The sequence below is a fragment of the Streptomyces sp. NPDC059582 genome (genome assembly GCF_042735715.1).
Classification (GTDB): domain Bacteria; phylum Actinomycetota; class Actinomycetes; order Streptomycetales; family Streptomycetaceae; genus Streptomyces.
The window spans coordinates 32,216-50,042 of the sequence record NZ_JBHWCC010000012.1 but is presented as its reverse complement, the minus strand read 5'-3'; the positions used below and the strand labels follow the sequence as shown (position 1 = coordinate 50,042).

At 71.7% G+C, this 17,827-nt stretch carries 14 protein-coding genes; 9 read left to right on the top strand and 5 right to left on the bottom strand.

Annotated elements, in window-relative coordinates; translation table 11 throughout:
- Positions 1-1,050: an energy-coupling factor ABC transporter permease gene (locus ACFV0T_RS13530; protein WP_385777880.1), complete on the bottom strand. Its 1,050-nt coding sequence runs from the start codon at positions 1,048-1,050 to the stop codon at positions 1-3.
- Positions 1,051-1,215: 165 nt separating this feature from the next.
- Here ACFV0T_RS13530 and ACFV0T_RS13525 point away from each other — a divergent pair, with 165 nt between their 5' ends.
- Entirely contained in the window at positions 1,216-1,560 is a 345-nt protein-coding gene (locus ACFV0T_RS13525; RefSeq protein WP_385777878.1) for an SsgA family sporulation/cell division regulator, read from the top strand.
- Between the two features lie 82 nt (positions 1,561-1,642).
- Here the strand turns inward: ACFV0T_RS13525 and ACFV0T_RS13520 are convergent, their stop codons facing one another.
- From ACFV0T_RS13520 to ACFV0T_RS13510, 3 genes are all read right to left on the bottom strand, one after another.
- Positions 1,643-3,307: a penicillin-binding transpeptidase domain-containing protein gene (locus ACFV0T_RS13520; RefSeq protein ID WP_385777876.1), complete on the bottom strand. Its 1,665-nt coding sequence runs from the start codon at positions 3,305-3,307 to the stop codon at positions 1,643-1,645.
- Between the two features lie 156 nt (positions 3,308-3,463).
- Positions 3,464-5,101, bottom strand: a complete 1,638-nt coding sequence (locus ACFV0T_RS13515; protein ID WP_385777874.1) for a penicillin-binding transpeptidase domain-containing protein — start codon at positions 5,099-5,101, stop codon at positions 3,464-3,466.
- Between the two features lie 282 nt (positions 5,102-5,383).
- Complete coding sequence (locus ACFV0T_RS13510; protein WP_385777872.1) at positions 5,384-6,178, bottom strand: hypothetical protein; 795 nt, start codon at positions 6,176-6,178, stop codon at positions 5,384-5,386.
- 604 nt (positions 6,179-6,782) lie between these two features.
- Between ACFV0T_RS13510 and ACFV0T_RS13505 the strand changes: the two genes are divergently transcribed.
- Complete coding sequence (locus ACFV0T_RS13505; protein ID WP_385777870.1) at positions 6,783-7,640, top strand: polysaccharide lyase family 7 protein; 858 nt, start codon at positions 6,783-6,785, stop codon at positions 7,638-7,640.
- Positions 7,641-7,774: 134 nt separating this feature from the next.
- On the opposite strand, the gene ACFV0T_RS13500 is transcribed toward ACFV0T_RS13505, so the two are convergent.
- Positions 7,775-9,526: a dolichyl-phosphate-mannose--protein mannosyltransferase gene (locus ACFV0T_RS13500; protein WP_385777868.1), complete on the bottom strand. Its 1,752-nt coding sequence runs from the start codon at positions 9,524-9,526 to the stop codon at positions 7,775-7,777.
- A 96-nt stretch (positions 9,527-9,622) separates the two neighbouring features.
- Between ACFV0T_RS13500 and rsmI the strand changes: the two genes are divergently transcribed.
- The 7 genes from rsmI (at position 9,623) to ACFV0T_RS13465 (ending at position 17,612) form a co-directional block, all read left to right on the top strand.
- Positions 9,623-10,471, top strand: a complete 849-nt coding sequence (gene rsmI, locus ACFV0T_RS13495; protein WP_385777866.1) for a 16S rRNA (cytidine(1402)-2'-O)-methyltransferase — start codon at positions 9,623-9,625, stop codon at positions 10,469-10,471.
- A 237-nt stretch (positions 10,472-10,708) separates the two neighbouring features.
- Positions 10,709-11,176, top strand: a complete 468-nt coding sequence (locus tag ACFV0T_RS13490) for a hypothetical protein (protein WP_385777864.1) — start codon at positions 10,709-10,711, stop codon at positions 11,174-11,176.
- Between the two features lie 47 nt (positions 11,177-11,223).
- The gene (locus ACFV0T_RS13485; RefSeq protein ID WP_385777862.1) at positions 11,224-12,102 is read left to right on the top strand and encodes a TatD family hydrolase; all 879 of its coding nucleotides are present in this window, start codon (positions 11,224-11,226) and stop codon (positions 12,100-12,102) included.
- 101 nt (positions 12,103-12,203) lie between these two features.
- A complete protein-coding gene (locus ACFV0T_RS13480) occupies positions 12,204-13,763 on the top strand; it encodes a ubiquitin-like domain-containing protein (RefSeq protein ID WP_385777860.1) in 1,560 nt (519 codons plus the stop codon).
- A 57-nt stretch (positions 13,764-13,820) separates the two neighbouring features.
- Positions 13,821-14,786: a 16S rRNA (adenine(1518)-N(6)/adenine(1519)-N(6))-dimethyltransferase RsmA gene (gene rsmA, locus ACFV0T_RS13475; RefSeq protein ID WP_385777858.1), complete on the top strand. Its 966-nt coding sequence runs from the start codon at positions 13,821-13,823 to the stop codon at positions 14,784-14,786.
- Positions 14,783-15,676: a 4-(cytidine 5'-diphospho)-2-C-methyl-D-erythritol kinase gene (locus ACFV0T_RS13470; protein ID WP_385777856.1), complete on the top strand. Its 894-nt coding sequence runs from the start codon at positions 14,783-14,785 to the stop codon at positions 15,674-15,676. The genes rsmA and ACFV0T_RS13470 overlap by 4 nt, the downstream gene beginning before the upstream one ends.
- A gap of 130 nt (positions 15,677-15,806) precedes the next feature.
- Complete coding sequence (locus ACFV0T_RS13465; RefSeq protein ID WP_385777855.1) at positions 15,807-17,612, top strand: ABC-F family ATP-binding cassette domain-containing protein; 1,806 nt, start codon at positions 15,807-15,809, stop codon at positions 17,610-17,612.
- The last annotated feature ends 215 nt before the right edge of the window (positions 17,613-17,827 follow it).

The following is a 17,827-nucleotide window of genomic DNA, read 5'->3' as shown; positions in this document are numbered from 1 at the left end:
TCAGACCCCCGTGCTTGCCGACGGCGACACGTCGGCGGTACGCCGCCTGCGTACCGCCCAGAACACCGTGCTGCCCGCGACGACGGTGACGCCGACGCCGATCACGCCCGCGAGACCGCCGGACAGGCGGGCGTTCTCGACATCCTTGACGCCGTAGTCGGCGAGCGGGGAGTCGGCGGACGCGTGCTGCTCGGCCTTGCGGTCGATGCCCTTGTCGTGGGCGACCTTCTCCAGGCCGTCGGGGTTGGCGGAAGCGTAGAAGCTGACGAAGCCGGCCAGCACGAGGGAGGTGACGAGGCCGGTGATCCACACCGTGCGGCGGGAGGTCCGGGCCGCCACCGGAACGGGCGCGGCGACGGGCGCGTCGACCAGGTCGCCGGCCACGCGCAGCTTCAGCCTCGGCTCCAGCCCGCGCGCGCCGTGGACGAGGTCGGGCCGTACGGCGATCACGGCGCCGACGGTCAGCGCGGTGATCACGGCCTCGCCGATGCCGATCAGCACATGCACGCCGATCATGGCGGTGGCGACCTTGCCGATGGAGACGTCCGTGGTGCCGCCGATCGCGTACATCGCGGTGAACGCCACGGCGGCGGCGGGGACGGAGAGCAGGGCGGCGACGAAGGAGGCGACGGTCACCGACCGGCGCTTGCGCGGCAGCACCTTCAGCAGGCCGCGGAAGACGGCGTACCCGACGACCGTCGTCACGATCGCCATGTCGGTGATGTTCACGCCGAGCGCGGTCAGACCGCCGTCGGCGAAGAGGATGCCCTGCATGAGCAGGACCACGGACACACACAGGACCCCTGTGTAGGGGCCGACGAGTATCGCGGCCAGCGCGCCGCCGAGCAGATGTCCGCTGGTCCCGGCCGCGACCGGGAAGTTCAGCATCTGCACGGCGAAGATGAACGCTGCCACGAGTCCGGCCAGCGGGGCCGTGCGCTCGTCGAGCTCGCGGCGGGCGCCGCGCAGGCTCACGGCGACGGCTCCCGCGGCGACGACTGCGGTCACGGCGGACGTAGGGGCGTTGATGAATCCGTCAGGCACATGCACCGTTCGATGATAGTGGCTTAATGCGAACGGCTTGCAAGAGCGAGGGAGTCGTCATCTGGCAGGAGATCTGCCGCCTCGGGGGGCGCGTACCGGAAAATATGCGACATTGGAGAGAAAGCGGATGCATGGCTTTCGCGCAGGTCACCGATTGTTAGGGGCCGTCCGATGTCTGTAGTCGAACAGTATGCGCAAGTCCACATCGTCACGGACGAGGACACCCTGGAGGATCCCGGAGCCGTCCCCGTGGTACTGCGCTACGACCCGGACGCCGATCCCCGCGCCGTCCGCATCGGTCTCCCCGCCCACGAGTGGACCTTCTCCCGGTCCCTGCTGGAGCAGGGGCTGCGGGCCCCGGCCGGCTCGGGAGACGTGCGGGTGTGGCCGTGCGGCCGGGTCCAGGCCGTCGTCGAGTTCCACTCGGCGCAGGGGGTCTCGGTGGTGCAGTTCGAGTCGAAGGCCCTGGTGCGGTTCCTGCGCCGTACGTACACGGCGACGCCGGTGGCGAACTGACGGTCCGAGGGCGGCCCGTGGCGGGCCAGGCGGGGCGAGGGCACTCCAGCGGGAGGCCGGACCCGCCCGCCTCAGCGCCCGCTCAGCCGCCCGCGCGCAGCAGTGACGCCACGATCGGGCCGGCCGTGTCCCCGCCGTGGCCGCCCGCCTGGACGACGCCGGCCCCCGCGAGGTCACCGCGGTACGCCGTGAACCAGCCGTTCGGCTTCTCCTGGTTGTCGACCTCCGCCGAGCCCGTCTTGGCGCCGTAGTCCGGGCCGAGCCCCGACATCGCCTCGGCGGCGGTGCCGTAGGCGGCCGTGTACTGCATGAGCTCGCGCAGCTGCGACAGCGTGTCCGCGGACAGCGTGCGCGAGGCGGTGGCCAGCGTGCGGTGATCCACCGTGGGGGCGACCAGGTACGGCTGGTGGAAGACGCCCGTGCGGACCGTCGCGGCGACGGACGCCATGTTCAGCGGGTTCATCCGCACCCCGCCCTGGCCGATCAGCTCCGCCGCCTTCTGCGCCGCGCTCTGGGCCGGCACCGCGCCGTCGAAGGTGGGCACGCCGATCGCCCAGTCGTTCATCGACAGGCCGAAGACCTGCTGGGCCTGCCGGGGCAGGTCGCTGTCGTCGAGCTTGCCCGCCTGGCTGATGAAGGCCGTGTTGCAGGACCGCGCGAAGCTCGCCTTGAACGTGCCGCCCTTGATCTCGAAGTCGTCGTCGTTGTGGAACTTCCAGCCGCCGTAGCTGAAGGTCTTGGGGCACGGGTGGGTCTTGTCCGCCGACGCCAGCCCCTTCTCGATCAGCAGCGAGGAGGTGATGACCTTCATCGTGGAGCCGGGCGCCAGGGAGCCCTGGAACGCCGTGTTGAAACCGTGGCTGGTGTTGGCCACCGCGAGGATCTCGCCCGTGGACGGGCGCATGACGACCACCGACGCCCGCGTCTGCTTGGTCACCTGCTGCTCCGCCGCCGCCTGGAGGGCCGGGCTCAGCGTGGTCCTCACCGTGCCCGGGGTGCCCTCGCTCAGCTCCAGCAGGGTCTTGTCGGAGGCCTTCTTCGCCTTCGACGCCTTCCCGCGCACCGCCCGCAGTTCGACGCCCGCCTTGCCGCCGGCGATCTTGCCGTACTTCTCGCGCAGTCCGTCCAGCACCGTGCCCAGCGAGGGGTACTTGGCCGCGGTGATCTCCCCGCCGTCGCGGTCCAGGGCCTTCACCGGCGGGGTGCCGGACGCGCCGGTGACGAGCGTGTCGCCGTCCTGGAGGTCGGGGTGGACGACGGAGGCGTGCCAGTCGACCAGCGGCTTGCCGTCCGCCGCCCGGCGCACGACCGTGAGCGCGCTGTCGTACGCGAGCGGCTTGCTGACGCCCTTGTACGTCACCGTGCCCTTCACCGAGAACGGCACCTTGTCGCCGGCGCGGGTGCCGACGGTGAGGGTGACGCCCGTGACATGGGCGTCCTTGGTGTAACCGGTCAGCAGGGTGGTCGCGGCCGCGGAGTCGTCCGTGGCGGCCGCGGCCAGGGTGGTGCGGCCCTGCTGCCAGGACGTGAGGAACCGCTGGGCCGCGGTGGTGACCTCGGTCGCGGACAGCGGCCCGGTCTTGACCGCCTTCGCCTTCGCGGCGGCCGCGTCGTCCTGGGCCGCGGTCCCGCCGCCGTACAGCGCGTACACCCCGAACCCGGCGCCCCCCACCACCACGGCGGCCACGCCGGCGATCACCGCCGGTCTCGTGCGCCGCCGTTCGGCGACCCGTCTCCTCTTGCCCACAGCCCGACCCTCCGCGATTCCCCAGGGCCGCTCGCCCCGCTGCCCTCACACACCCAACGACGGCAACAGCCTAGAGTCCCGTCCTGTGGGAGTGACGTGAGCCACCCCCGCAGCGGTCCGCCGCCCGGTGGCCGAGGGGTTCCCGGGGTCGTGCCGTCAGCCGCCCGCGCGCAGCACCGCCGCCACGATCGGGCCCGCCGCGTCGCCGCCGTGGCCGCCCTCCTGGGTCATGGCCGCCGCCGCGATGTCGTTGCGGTAGCCGGTGAACCAGCTGTTGGACTTGGACTGGCCGTCGACCTCGGCCGAGCCGGTCTTCGCGCCGATACGGCCGCTGAGGCCGGCCATCACGTGGGCGGCGGTGCCGCTGGTGGCGGTGCGGTTCATCATGGCGCGCAACTGCTGGACCGTGCCGGACGGCAGGCCCCGCGCCGTGGCGAGTTCACGGCCGTCGAGGTCCTGCGGCACGATCACCGGCTGCCGGAAGGTGCCCGTCATGGCGGTCGCCGTCACCGAGGCCATGTTCAGCGGGCTCATCTGGACCTGGCCCTGGCCGATCATGTTGGCGGCGGTGTCCGGGCCGCCGGAGGCCGGGACGGAGCCGTCGAAGGACGGGATGCCGGTCTTCCAGTTGTCCCGTCCCAGCCCGAACCGGTTCTGGGCCTCGTCGGTCAGGGAGTCCACCTTGACCTCGTCCGCGTAGCCCACGAACGCGGTGTTGCAGGAGCGGGAGAAGCTCTCGGCGAGGGTCGCTCCCTCGTTCGGCGCCATGTCCTTGAGGTTGTGAAAGGTCTGGCTCTGCCAGACCTTGGTGTCCGGGCAGGGCGCCGGCCCGTTCGCCGTCGTGATCCCGTTGTCGATGAGGGTCGCCGCACTGATGATCTTCATCGTGGAGCCGGGCGCCAGCTCGCCCAGGAACGCGGCGTTGAAGCCGTCGCCTCGATGGTTGGCGACCGCCAGCACCTCACCCGTGCTCGGCTTCACGGCCACCACGGACGACTCGCTGTAGTCGCGCACCGCCTGCTCGGCCGCCGCCTGCGCGCTCGCGCTGAGCGTCGTCGGCAGCTTGCCCGCCTTCCCCTTGGCGAGGGTCACCAGGGTGGTGTCGGCGGTGTTCCCGTCGGCGTGCCGGATACTCAGCTCGACGCCGGGCGTGCCGCCCGCCCGCTCGCCGTACTTGTCGCGCAGCCCGTCCAGGATCGGCCCGAGGGAGGGGTACTTCTCCTTCGTCAGGACCTTCCCGTCCCGGTCCACGGCCTCGATCGGCGGGCTCGCCGACTCGCCGGTCACCAGGGTGTCGTCCATGCCCTTCAGCTCGGGATGGACGACCGACGGCGCCCAGTCGACCAGCGCCCGCCCGGTGGTGGCCCCGCGCACCACCGTCAGCTCGCTCTTGTAGTCCAGCGGCTTGGACTTCCCCTCGTACGACACCGTCGCCTTCACCGTGAAGGGAACCGTGTCACCGCTCGCCGCACCGGGCGTGATCTTCACGCCCGTGATGTGCGCGTCCTGGCCGTACGACGTCAGCAGCGGCTCGGCCTTGGCCGCGTTGTCGGTGTAGTCCGCCGCCTTCGCCGCCTCCCCCCGCTCCCAGGCCGCGAAGAACTCGGCGCTCGTCTCCTTCACTTCCGCGCCGCTCGGCGGACCGGTCTTCACGGGCGCGGGCCCGCTCGCCCCCGGGCCCCCGGAACCGTCGCCGTTCAGCGCGGACACGAAGTTGTAGGCGCCGTACCCGGCACCCCCCAGCATCACCACGAACACCGTCCCTACGACGGCGGTCTTTGCCCCCTTGTGCATGTACGAGTCCCTCCCCGTTCCCCGTTGTGAAGTTGTCCGGGGGTTTCTGAACGCGTTCAGAAACCCCCGGCCTGGCCCACAGTAGACGGAAAGCGGTCTCCCGGAACAGAGGTTTCCGTAATCGTTAGACGGGCGGGGAGGGGCGCGATCGGATCCGCGCCCTCGGCCACATCCGTGAACGCCGGTCGCCGACCGGGGCGGGGGTGTCCGCGGCGCGGGGCTCGAAACGGCCGGCGGGAGCCGTACCGGTCGCGGGAGACGGTCACTTCACCGGGTCGGGGCTCACTTCACGTCGACGTAGTCGGCCCAGCCGATCGAGGCCGTGGTGAGGCTCGTGCCCGCGAAGTTGTAGCGGTACGCGCCGTCCGCCGTCGCCTTCACGGTGGTCGTGGCCCAGCCGTTGCGGTCGGTCTTGAGCTTCTTCAGCGTGACGAAGGGGCCGCTGGTGCCCTTGCGGTACTGGAGCAGCACCTGGTGCCCGATGAGGGGCACGTTCTTGTGCTTCTCCCAGCTGGCGACGGTCATCTGGGCCTTGACCGTGAGGCTCTTGCCCTTCTTCACCGGCTGCGGGGTGGCGACGGTCTGGGATACGTAGGCGTCGCGCTTGATGCGTGCGAAGTACGCGTGGTAAAGGCCGTCCGCGCGGGTCACGTTGCCGTCGCCGTCGACGGCGACGGGGGTGAGGTACCAGAGACCGGCGACGGAGTTGTCGTGGAGGTTGACGTTCGGGTCGGCCGTCAGGAGGGCCTCGCAGTAGGAGGTGGTCGCGTCGATCTTCGAGCAGTCGGCGCGTCCGACCATGAGTCCGTCGGCCTTCGCCGGTTCCTCTCCGTGCCGCAGCTCGAACGACACGCTCCGGACGCCGTTCGGGTCGCTGACCGTCGCGCCGATCGTGAAGACCCTCTTCCGTGCGGCCTCGACGCCGACGGTGTAGTCGCGGTTGTGGTTGACATCGATGTTCCAGAACTTCGTTACCGAGTCGTCCTGGGCGGCGGCCGGGACGGCGAGAGCGACTACGGCCAGGACAGCGCTGAAAGCGGCGGCGGTGGCGGTGGCGGCGGTGGCGCGTCTGCGCATGATGTGGTTTCCCCACGCTCGATGAATCGGGTGATCACTTCACCCGCGTCAGACAAGAGGGGCGCCAGGGGGGTTGTGCACCCTTGCCGACCGGGCCCAGCTCTTAACCCGGCCGTCGCCTCGAGTTGGCGAGATCCCGGGTCGTCGGCCAACTCGCCCGTCGTGGGTCATGTGGGTGCCGGCGAGGGCGACTTCTGCATCGCCCCGCAGCCGAGCCGGAAGGAGGTCGACTCCAACAGTGACGCCACGACCTGGGGGGTCGGTGATACGACGCTTACCGCCGCAGCAGGGTCGGCCTCGTCCGGCGTACGTCGAGGAAGCGTCACGTCGGCGGGGGCGGACCCTTCGCATGGTCACGCGGTGCGGTGCCCATCGCCTGGGGATTCGGGCATGCCTCGCCCCGGGCGCGGCATTCACCGGCCGGCCGGGCGAGTTCACCGGTACGAATGCGTCGCTCCACCACCAGCCTTGACGTGGCCGCGCCACAGTCCTACTGTCGCGACACCAAGTGTTCATGTTGACATATGAAGTTCATGTACATGAACACCGAGAAATGCGCGCGCCCGCCAACCGAGTCCACCGAGCCGACAGGAAGGCACCCCCCATGCGCATGCGTACGCTGCTCACCTCCCTGGCCACCGCCACCGCCGTCACCGGCGGCCTGGTCCTCGTGGCCCCCGCCGCGCCGGCCAGTTCACTTTCCGCCGCCGCCGCGGCCGTAGCCGGCGCACCCGGCGGCCGGCACGGTACCGACGTCGTTTCCTCGCCCATGGCGGACCCGTCCGTCGCGCCCGGTGGGAATTTCGACCTCTCGGTGTGGCAGCTCCAGGAGCCGGTGGGCTCCCCCGGATCGCCGACGACGATCCCGTCCTCCCGGCTTCAGGGGGCCAACGGGTTCCAGGACGCGTACTTCTACACGGACACCCGTGACGGCGCGATGACCTTCTGGGCACCGGAGAAGGGCGTCACCACACCGAACTCGAACTACGCCCGCTCCGAACTGCGGGAGATGAACCGCAACGGCACCGCCGCCAACTGGTCGCTCAGCGGCACGCATTCAATGAAGGCGACGCTGCGGGTCGTGTCCGTCACATCGAACGTCTGCGTCGGACAGATCCACCTCGGCACAGGAGGCTCGTCCACCAAGCCGCTGCTGGAGCTGTACTACCGGTCGAGCGGTGACATCGTCCTCGGCACGGAGAACTCGCCCTCCGGAGGGCAGACACTGCACACCGTCGGCCACGTATCGGTCGGCAAGACATGGAACTACACGATCGCAGTCTCGGGCGGACACACCATCGACCTGACAGTCAACGGGAGCACCACGCACTACGCCATCCCGTCGTCGTTCGACGCCTACAAGCAGTACTTCAAGGCCGGCTCGTACAACCAGTCGTCCTCGGACAGCACTACCAAGGGCGCCCGGGTCGCCTTCTACGGCCTCACCGTCTCCCACAGTTGAGGGAACCTCCGCATCGCGCACCGTCAGTGAGGTCGTCGACGAGGCAATCGGTGCGACCGACGACGGCCGCCAACGGCCGACAAAGACCGAGAGGGCGCGGCCGGCTGCCGCGCCCCCTCGCCACGTCTGTGCAGCTAGACCCAGGTGTCCAGCCACATCCGGGACCGCCAGTCGTCGATCGGGATCGCCTGGCCCGTGTACAGGGGCCAGAAGTAGATGAAGTTCCAGGCGATGAGCAGTACCAGGACGCCCGCGCCCGTCGCGCCGGCGACCCGGCGGGTGTCGCTCGAACCCGGTGGGCCGACGAGCGCGCCGATCAGCATCGCCACCGCCAGGCAGAGGAACGGCACGAACACGACGGCGTAGAACAGGAAGATCGTGCGCTCCTGGTACATGAACCACGGCAGGTACCCGGCCGCGATGCCGCAGGCGATCGCGCCCGCGCGCCAGTCGCGGCGGAAGAACCAGCGCCACAGCACGTACAGGAGGGCGAAGCAGCCCACCCACCACAGCATCGGCGTGCCGATCGCCAGCACCTCCCGCGCGCACTTCTCGCCCGCGTCGGTCGGGCAGCCGTCAACGCCGGGCGCGGGGGACTCGTAGAAGTACGACACCGGGCGGCCCAGCACGAGCCAGCTCCACGGGTTCGACTGGTACGTGTGCGGCGAGGAGAGGTTGACGTGGAACTCGTAGACCTCGTGCTCGTAGTGCCACAGGCTGCGCCACCAGTCCGGGAACAGCCAGGACCAGCCGCTGCCCTTGCCGTCGGTGACGGCCCAGTTGCGGTAGTAGCCGCCGGAGCCGTTGTCGGGGGAGAGGATCCAGCCGGTCCAGGACAGGACGTACGTGGCGATCGCGACCGGGACGGTGGCGAGGAACGCGATGCCCGTGTCGTACTTCAGGACGGGCAGGTACGCGTTGCGCGCGCCCGCGACCTTGCGGGAACCGACGTCCCACAGCAGCGTCAGCACACAGAACGCGGCCAGGATGTACAGGGTGTTCCACTTGGTGCCGAGGGCCAGGCCGAGCATGAGGCCGGCCGCCCAGCGCCAGGGGCGCCACCCGAGGCGGGTGGTCTCGGCGAGGCGCGCGTCCGGCCGGACCCGGCCGTCCGCGTCCGCCGGGAGCGCCGCCGCGAGTCTCGCGCGCGCCCGGTCGCGGTCGACGACCAGACAGCCGAAGGCGGCCAGCACGAAGAACATCAGGACGCCGTCGAGCAGCGCGGTCCGGCTCATCACGAAGTGCAGCCCGTCGACCGCCATGAGCGCGCCCGCCAGGCAGCCCAGGAAGGTGGAGCGGAAGATCCGGCGGCCGATCCGGCACAGCAGCAGCACACTGAGCGTGCCGAGCAGCGCCGTCATGAACCGCCAGCCGAACGGGTCGAACCCGAAGATCAGTTCGCCGAGTCCGATGACGTACTTGCCGACCGGCGGATGCACGACGTAGGCCGCGTCCGACGGGATGGTGACATGCCCGCCCGAGGAGAGGATCAGGTTGTTGGCGTTCTTGTCCCAGTTGACCTCGAAGCCGCGGTGGACGAGCGCCCACGCGTCCTTGGCGTAGTACGTCTCGTCGAATATCACCGCCTTCGGGCTGCCCAGGTTCCAGAACCGCAGCACGCCCGCCAACAGGGTGACCAGCAGTGGACCGCCCCAGCCGGACCAGCGGGCGAGCCGGTCGGCGAGCGTGTGCGGGACGCCGAGCGCCGCCCACAGCCGCGGACTGGGCTCGGTGTACGGCGGTACGAGCCGCTCGCGGACGTCGCTCCCGGGCCCCCCGGTGTTCGCCGCGTAGCCGAATCGGCGCAGCCGCTGCTGCCACGACGGCCGCTGGTCGTGCGGGGCCCGGCCCTGCCGGATGTCCGTGGAGGACGCGGTACTGGTCACCGCGCCATCGTAGGGAACCGTTCTGTGTGAGTCCCGTGCATGGGCCGTACCGGTCCGGATGCGTTACCCCGCGTCGGCCCCTGGGAGGATGGTGGCGTGACTGGAACCCTTGTTTTGGCGGGCACCCCCATCGGCGACGTTCAGGACGCTCCGCCCCGGCTCGCCGCGGAGCTGGCCGGTGCCGACGTCGTCGCCGCCGAGGACACCCGGCGGCTGCGGCGCCTGACGCAGGCGCTGGGCGTCACGCCCAAGGGGCGGGTGGTGTCGTACTTCGAGGGCAACGAGTCGGCCCGGACGCCGGAACTGGTCGAGGAGCTGGTCGGCGGCGCGCGCGTGCTGCTGGTGACCGACGCGGGGATGCCGTCCGTCTCCGACCCGGGCTACCGGCTGGTCGCCGCGGCTGTCGAGAAGGACATCCGGGTCACCGCCGTACCGGGCCCGTCCGCCGTGCTCACCGCGCTCGCGCTGTCCGGGCTGCCCGTCGACCGGTTCTGCTTCGAGGGGTTCCTGCCGCGCAAGGGGGGTGAGCGCCTCTCGCGGCTGCGCGAGGTGGCGCAGGAGCGCCGGACCCTCGTGTACTTCGAGGCCCCGCACCGGCTCGACGACACCCTCGCCGCCATGGCCGAGGTATTCGGCGCCGACCGGCGCGCCGCGGTCTGCCGCGAGCTGACCAAGACGTACGAGGAGGTCCGGCGGGGCGGGCTCGGCGAGCTGGCCGAGTGGGCCGCCGAGGGCGTACGGGGGGAGATCACCGTCGTCGTCGAGGGGGCGCCCGAGCGGGGCGCGGAGGAGCTCGACGCCGAGGAACTCGTGCGCCGGGTGCGGGTGCGCGAGGAGGCGGGGGAGCGCCGCAAGGAGGCGATCGCGGCGGTGGCGGCCGAGGCCGGGCTGCCCAAGCGCGAGGTGTTCGACGCGGTGGTGGCGGCGAAGAACGCGGCACGCTGAGCGTCCACCCCATGCACGGGCAAAGGGGACTCTTCCAAGGCAAAGCCCAGGCCGGTGGCCGAGCCCGCTTTGGCAAGGAAGGTCCAAATCGAATCCAACACTCGACAGGCCTGATGCGTTCGCGCGGGTGAAGGCGTCCACTGGGAGCAGGGACGCACCCGTCCCTCGCCTCCAAGGGGATTCCGGGGGGAATCCCCTTGCTCGGGGGTGCTTGTCCAGCGGACCACAGGAGCTGGCATGAGTGAGATCTCAGGGCGGACCGGCCCGCGCGGCGGAGCGACGGCCGTGGTCTACGAGTCGTATTCCTTCGCCTGCATGCGCTGCGGGCACGGCTGGGAGCAGTCGTACGAGATAGAGCACCACACCGACGCCGACGGCCACGAGTTCGTGCTGTACGTGGCGGGCGGTCGGGTCGTGCCGTCTCCGCTGACCCGTCCCGCCTGCGTGAACTGTGACGGGCACATCGTGCGGATCATGCGCGCGGGCCAGGTGTCCTCGGCGCAGAACCTCCTGCACCGGCAGCCGCGGCCGGCGTCGGCGCAGTCCCAGACACCGGTGCCGACGCCGGCGGCGCGCCTCGCGGAGCAGCCTCGACGACCGGAGCGGCAGGGGCAGCCGGAACCGCCGACGGCCGAGGCCGCGGCGGCGCACCACCACTGGCATCTGTCCGATCTCTGGCACCCGTTCCACCGCAGGGCGAGCTGACGCCCCGCGCGGTCCGCGAGGGCATGCCCCTTTCGTAGGATCGGGGCATGCCTTCGAACGACGACAAGAACGCGGCGCCGCCGCTCCCGGAGCCCCTCCGGGTGCCGGTCGCCGACTCGCACACGCACCTCGACATGCAGTCGGGCACCGTCGAGGAGGGCCTCGCGAAGGCCGCGTCGGTCGGGGTCACGACGGTCGTCCAGGTCGGCTGCGACCTCAAGGGGTCACGCTGGGCCGCGGAGACCGCGGCCCAGCACGACAGTGTCCACGCGACCGTCGCCCTGCACCCCAACGAGGCCCCGCGCATCGTCCTCGGCGACCCCGACGGCTGGTCGCGGCAGGGTGCGCGCCGAGCGGGCGGGGCGGCCGCGCTCGACGAGGCGCTCGCCGAGATCGACCGACTGGCCGCGCTGCCCCAGGTGAAGGGCGTCGGCGAGACGGGACTGGACTACTTCCGCACCGGTCCGGAGGGCATGGAGGCGCAGGAGCGGTCCTTCCGCGCCCACATAGAGATCGCCAAGCGGCACGGCAAGGCGCTCGTCATCCACGACCGCGACGCCCACGCCGACGTCCTGCGCGTGTTGAAGGAGGAGGGCGCTCCCGAGCGGACCGTCTTCCACTGCTACTCCGGCGACGCCGAGATGGCCCAGGTCTGCGCCCGCGCCGGATACTTCATGTCCTTCGCCGGCAACGTCACCTTCAAGAACGCCCAGAACCTGCGGGACGCCGTCGCCGTGGCCCCCCTCGAACTGCTCCTGGTGGAGACGGACGCTCCCTTCCTGACCCCGGTCCCGTACCGCGGACGGCCCAACGCCCCGTATCTCGTTCCGGTCACGGTCCGCGCCCTGGCCGCCGTGCGGGGCATCGACGAGGACGCGTTGGCCACGGCCCTGGCGGCGAACACGGGCCGCGCCTTCGACTACTGACGGAGACCGTGCGTAGTCGCGTCGCTTTGGAGAGTGACGGCCGCTCCGCTAGGTTCTTGGGGCCCGATCCGGACCCCTCTGGCCTTCTGGAGCGTGTCGGCGTGAGCAACTCGCAGTACGAGACGTACGAGACGTACGAGCCCCATGAGCGGTACGGGGACTACGGCGGCCCGGGCCCCGAGCCGGACCCGGACCCCGGTCTCGGGCCCGACGCCGGGCCCGACGGTGGCTTCGACGTGCACAGCGCGCCGACGCTGGCGTACGGCGTGTACCAGGCGGCCGGGCCGTATCAGCCGTATCCGGACTCGTACCGGGACACCTATCGGCCCGCGTACGCGGCGTACGGGGCGTACGCGGCGTACGAGACCTACGAGACGACCGGAGCGTACGAGGCGGCCGAGGTTTTCGAGACGACCGAGGTTGTCCAGACGTACGCGGCGTTCGACGCCTTCGCGCCGACGCTCCCGCGTCAGGCGGTGAGCGCGGACGACGCGCCCACGCTGGTCGAGCGCGTCGGAGCGAACCGGCACGCCGCACGCCGGCGCAAGCCCCGGTACGCCGAGCGTGCGGACGGACATGTGCGCCGCCTGCTCCCGCAGGCACTGGTCGTCGCCTTCCTGGCCGGCGGCACCACCGCCTTCGTCGCCGACGACAAGGCCGTCGAGCTGAACGTCGACGGCAGACCGCGCACGCTGCACACCTTCGCCGACGACGTGACCGAGCTGCTGGCGCAGGAGGGCGTGCCGGTCGGGCCGCACGACCGGGTGGTGCCCGCCCCGGGCACGGCCCTCAGCAGCGGCGACGAGGTCGCGGTGCACTACGGGCGGCCCGTACGGCTCACGATCGACGGACAGCGGCGCGAGCTGTGGACGACGGCGCACACCGTGGACGAGGCGCTGCAACAGCTGGGGGTGCGCGCCGAGGGCGCGTATCTGTCCACCTCGCGCTCCCGGCGCATCGGACGCGAGGGACTCGCGCTGGACGTCCGTACCGAACGCGCCGTGACGGTGATGGCGGACGGCCGGGCCCGCACCGTACGCACCAACGCCTCCACCGTGCGCGAGGCCGTCGAGCAGGCCGGGATCACCCTGCACGGCCAGGACACCACCTCCGTCCCGGGCGGGAGCTTCCCGCGCGACGGGCAGACGGTGACCGTGCTGCGCATCACCGGCGGCCGGGAGGTCCGGGAGGAGGCGATCCCGTTCGCGGTGCGGCACACCGACGACGCCTCGCTGTTCAAGGGCACGCAGGTCGTCGAGCGGGCCGGGCGGCCGGGGCTGCGACGGGTCACGTACACCCTGCGGACCGTGAACGGCGTCCGGCAGAAGCCGCGGCACGAGCGGTCCGAGGTGGTGCGGGAGCCGCGCGCCCAGCTGGTGAAGGTGGGCACGAAGCCGCTGCCGCCGTCGGCCCACGACGCCGACCACCTCGACTGGCAGGGCCTCGCGGCCTGCGAGTCGGGTGGGCGGCCGCACGCCGTCGACCCGTCGGGGACGTACGGCGGCCTGTACCAGTTCGACACGCAGACCTGGCACAGCCTCGGTGGGAGCGGACGGCCGCAGGACGCGTCGGCGGCGGAGCAGACGCTGCGGGCGAAGAAGCTGTACGCGCGACGGGGCGCGGCACCCTGGCCGCACTGCGGGGCGCGGCTGCGCGGGTGAGCGGGCGCGGGGCGCTGAGCGGACGAGGGGCCGCCCGCGGCCCCGTACCCTGGTGCCGTGAGCAGCCCCACCTCTGACGCCCTGCTGGGCCCCGCCGACATCCGCGAACTGGCGGCCGCCCTCGGTGTCCGCCCGACCAAGCAGCGCGGCCAGAACTTCGTGATCGACGCGAACACGGTCCGCCGTATCGTGCGCACCGCGGGGGTGCGCCCCGACGACGTGGTCGTCGAGGTCGGCCCGGGGCTCGGCTCCCTCACCCTCGCGCTGCTGGAGGCCGCCGACCGCGTCACGGCCGTGGAGATCGACGACGTCCTGGCCGGCGCGCTGCCCGCGACCGTCGCGGCGCGGATGCCGGAGCGCGCCGAGCGGTTCGCGCTCGTGCACTCCGACGCGATGCACGTCGCCGAGTTGCCGGGCCCCGCCCCGACCGCGCTGGTCGCGAACCTCCCCTACAACGTCGCCGTCCCCGTGCTGCTGCACATGCTCGACACCTTCCCGAGCATCGAGCGCACGCTGGTGATGGTGCAGTCCGAGGTCGCCGACCGGCTGGCCGCGGCGCCCGGTTCGAAGGTGTACGGCGTCCCGTCCGTGAAGGCCAACTGGTACGCGCAGGTCAAGCGGGCCGGTGCCATCGGCCGTAACGTCTTCTGGCCCGCGCCGAACGTCGACAGCGGCCTGGTCGCCCTGGTCCGCCGCACCGAGCCGGTCCGGACGACCGCCACGAAGCGCGAGGTCTTCGCCGTCGTCGACGCGGCGTTCGCGCAGCGCCGCAAGACGCTGCGGGCCGCTCTCGCCGGGTGGGCCGGGTCCGCCGCCGCCGCGGAGGCCGCGCTCGTCGCGGCCGGGGTGTCGCCGCAGGCGCGCGGAGAGGCCCTCACCGTGGAGGAGTTCGCGCGCATCGCGGAGCACAAGGCCGATGGCGAGGCGACGCACAAGGCCGACGCCGAGCCGGAGCACAAGACCGACGTCGAGGCCGAGCACAAGGCCGACATCGAGAGCGACGAGGAGTCCGGTCACCCGTGAGCGTCACCGTACGTGTTCCGGCCAAGGTCAACGTCCAGCTCGGGGTGGGCGCCGCGCGTCCCGACGGCTTCCACGACCTGGCCAACGTCTTCCTGGCGGTCGGCCTGTACGACGAGGTCACGGTCACCCCGGCCGACGGGCTGCGGGTGACCTGCTCGGGGCCGGACGCCGACCAGGTCCCGCTGGACCGCACGAACCTGGCGGCGCGCGCGGCCGAGGCGCTCGCCGCGCGCTACGGCCGTACGCCCGATGTGCACATCCACATCGCCAAGGACATCCCCGTGGCGGGCGGCATGGCGGGCGGCAGCGCGGACGGCGCGGGCGCGCTGGTGGCGTGCGACGCGCTGTGGGGCACGGACGCCCCCCGCGGCGAGCTCCTCGACATCTGCGCGGAGCTGGGCAGCGACGTGCCGTTCAGCCTGGTCGGAGGGGCGGCGCTGGGCACCGGGCGGGGCGAGAAGCTGACGGCGCTGGAGGTGGGCGGGACCTTCCACTGGGTGTTCGCCATGGCCGTGCGCGGCCTGTCGACCCCGGCCGTCTTCCGGGAGTTCGACCGGCTCGGCGCGGGCCTCGACATCCCCGAGCCGGTCGCGGCCCAGGAGCTGCTCGACGCCCTCGCGTCGGGCGACCCCGACGCACTCGCCGCCACCGTCTCCAACGACCTCCAGCCCGCCGCCCTCTCCCTGTTCCCGGACCTCGCCGCCACCCTGGCGGCCGGCCGCGCGGCCGGTGCCCTCGCGACCCTCGTCTCGGGCTCGGGCCCGACCACGGCGTTCCTGGTGCGCGATCCCGCGGCGGCGGCCGAGGTGGCGGGGGCGCTCAGCGCCTCCGGCACCTGTCGCACCGTGCGCACGGCGTCGGGCCCGGCCCCGGGGGCGACCCTGCTGTGACGGGGGCGGTACGACCTCCGGCGGGGGTACGACCTCCCGGCTGCGACCGGGCGACCTGACCTGCGGGGATCGGCGGGCGACCGGCGAGCACTAGGCTGGGAGGCTGACCGTCCCCCTGCGCAGGAGTGAAATGGCCGTCAACCTGGTCAATGTCGAGAACGTCAGCAAGGTGTACGGCACCCGTACCCTCCTCGACGGCATCTCGCTCGGCGTGTCCGAGGGTGATCGGATCGGGGTGGTCGGCCGTAACGGTGACGGCAAGACCACGCTGATCCGCATGCTCGCCAAGCTGGAGGAGGCGGACTCCGGTCGCGTCACCCACAACGGCGGGCTGCGGATGGGTGTGCTCACCCAGCACGACTCCCTCGACCCCGAGGCCACCGTCCGGCACGAGGTCATCCGTGACCTGGCCGACCACGAGTGGGCGGGCAACGCCAAGATCCGGGACGTGCTGACCGGCCTGTTCGGCGGGCTCGACCTGCCCGGCTTCCCGCAGGGCCTGGACACCGTCATCGGCCCGCTCTCCGGTGGTGAGCGCCGCCGTATCGCGCTCGCCAAGCTGCTCATCGACGAGCAGGAACTGATCGTGCTGGACGAGCCGACCAACCACCTCGACGTCGAGGGCATCGCCTGGCTCGCCGGACATCTGCGCGAGCGCCGCTCCGCGCTCGTCTGCGTCACCCACGACCGCTGGTTCCTGGACCAGGTCTGCACCCGCATGTGGGACGTGCAGCGCGGCGACGTGCACGAGTACGAGGGCGGCTACTCCGACTACGTCTTCGCCCGGGCCGAGCGGGAGCGCATCGCCGCGACCGAGGAGGTCAAGCGGCAGAACCTGGTCCGCAAGGAGCTGGCCTGGCTGCGGCGCGGGGCGCCCGCGCGGACCTCCAAGCCGCGCTTCCGGGTCGAAGCCGCCAACGAGCTGATCGCCGACGTGCCGCCGCCGCGCGACAGCAGCGAGCTGATGAAGTTCGCCTCCTCCCGGCTCGGCAAGACCGTCTTCGACCTCGAGGACGTCACCGTCCAGGCCGGCCCCAAGGTGCTGCTCAAGCACGTCACGTGGCAGCTCGGCCCCGGCGACCGCATCGGCCTGGTCGGCGTCAACGGCGCCGGGAAGACGTCCCTGCTGCGGGCCATGGCCGAGGCGGCCCGTACGGAGGGCGAGACGCAGCCCGCCGCCGGACGCGTCAACGTCGGCCGGACCGTCAAGCTCGCCTACCTCTCCCAGGAGGTCGCCGAACTCGACCCGAAGCTGCGGGTCCTGGAGGCCGTGCAGCAGGTTCGCGAGCGCGTGGACCTCGGCACGGGCCGGGAGATGACCGCCGGGCAGCTGTGCGAGACGTTCGGCTTCAACAAGGAGAAGCAGTGGACGCCGGTGGGCGACCTGTCCGGTGGTGAGCGGCGCCGCCTCCAGCTGCTGCGCCTGCTGATGGACGAGCCCAACGTCCTCTTCCTCGACGAGCCCACCAACGACCTCGACATCGAGACCCTGACCCAGCTGGAGGACGTCCTCGACGGCTGGCCCGGCTCGATGATCGTCATCTCCCACGACCGGTTCTTCGTCGAGCGCACCACCGACCGGGTGTTCGCCCTGCTCGGCGATGCCACCCTGCGGATGCTGCCGCGCGGCATCGACGAGTACCTGGAGCGACGACAGCGCATGGAGGAGGCGGCCGCCGCCGCCGTGCCCGCGCCCGCGGCCAGGCCCACGACCGAGCGGAGCGCCGCCGACCAGCGCGCCGCCAAGAAGGAACTCCAGAAGATCGAGCGGCAGTTGGACAAGGTCACCGAAAAGGAGTCCAAGCTGCACGCCCAGATCGCCGACAACGCCACGGACTTCGGGAAGGTGGCCGAACTCGACGCCCAGCTGCGGGAGTTGTCCGGCGAGCGGGACGAACTGGAACTGCGCTGGCTGGAACTCGCCGAGGACGCCTGATCTCCGGCTCGCTCGGAACGCGCGGCGCGCAGGTCGCGTGAAGGGGGCGTGAAGGCGCATAACGAGGGCGTCACGGGCCGGTCCTCCCTTGGGAACAGGGGCGGACGCACGCCCGTGCGCTGTCGGTGCCGAGTGATAGAACAGAGCCTCTGAGAACTGTCTGAGAGCGACTCTGGGTCCATCACGTACCTCAGGGCGTGGCGAGAAGTCAGTGA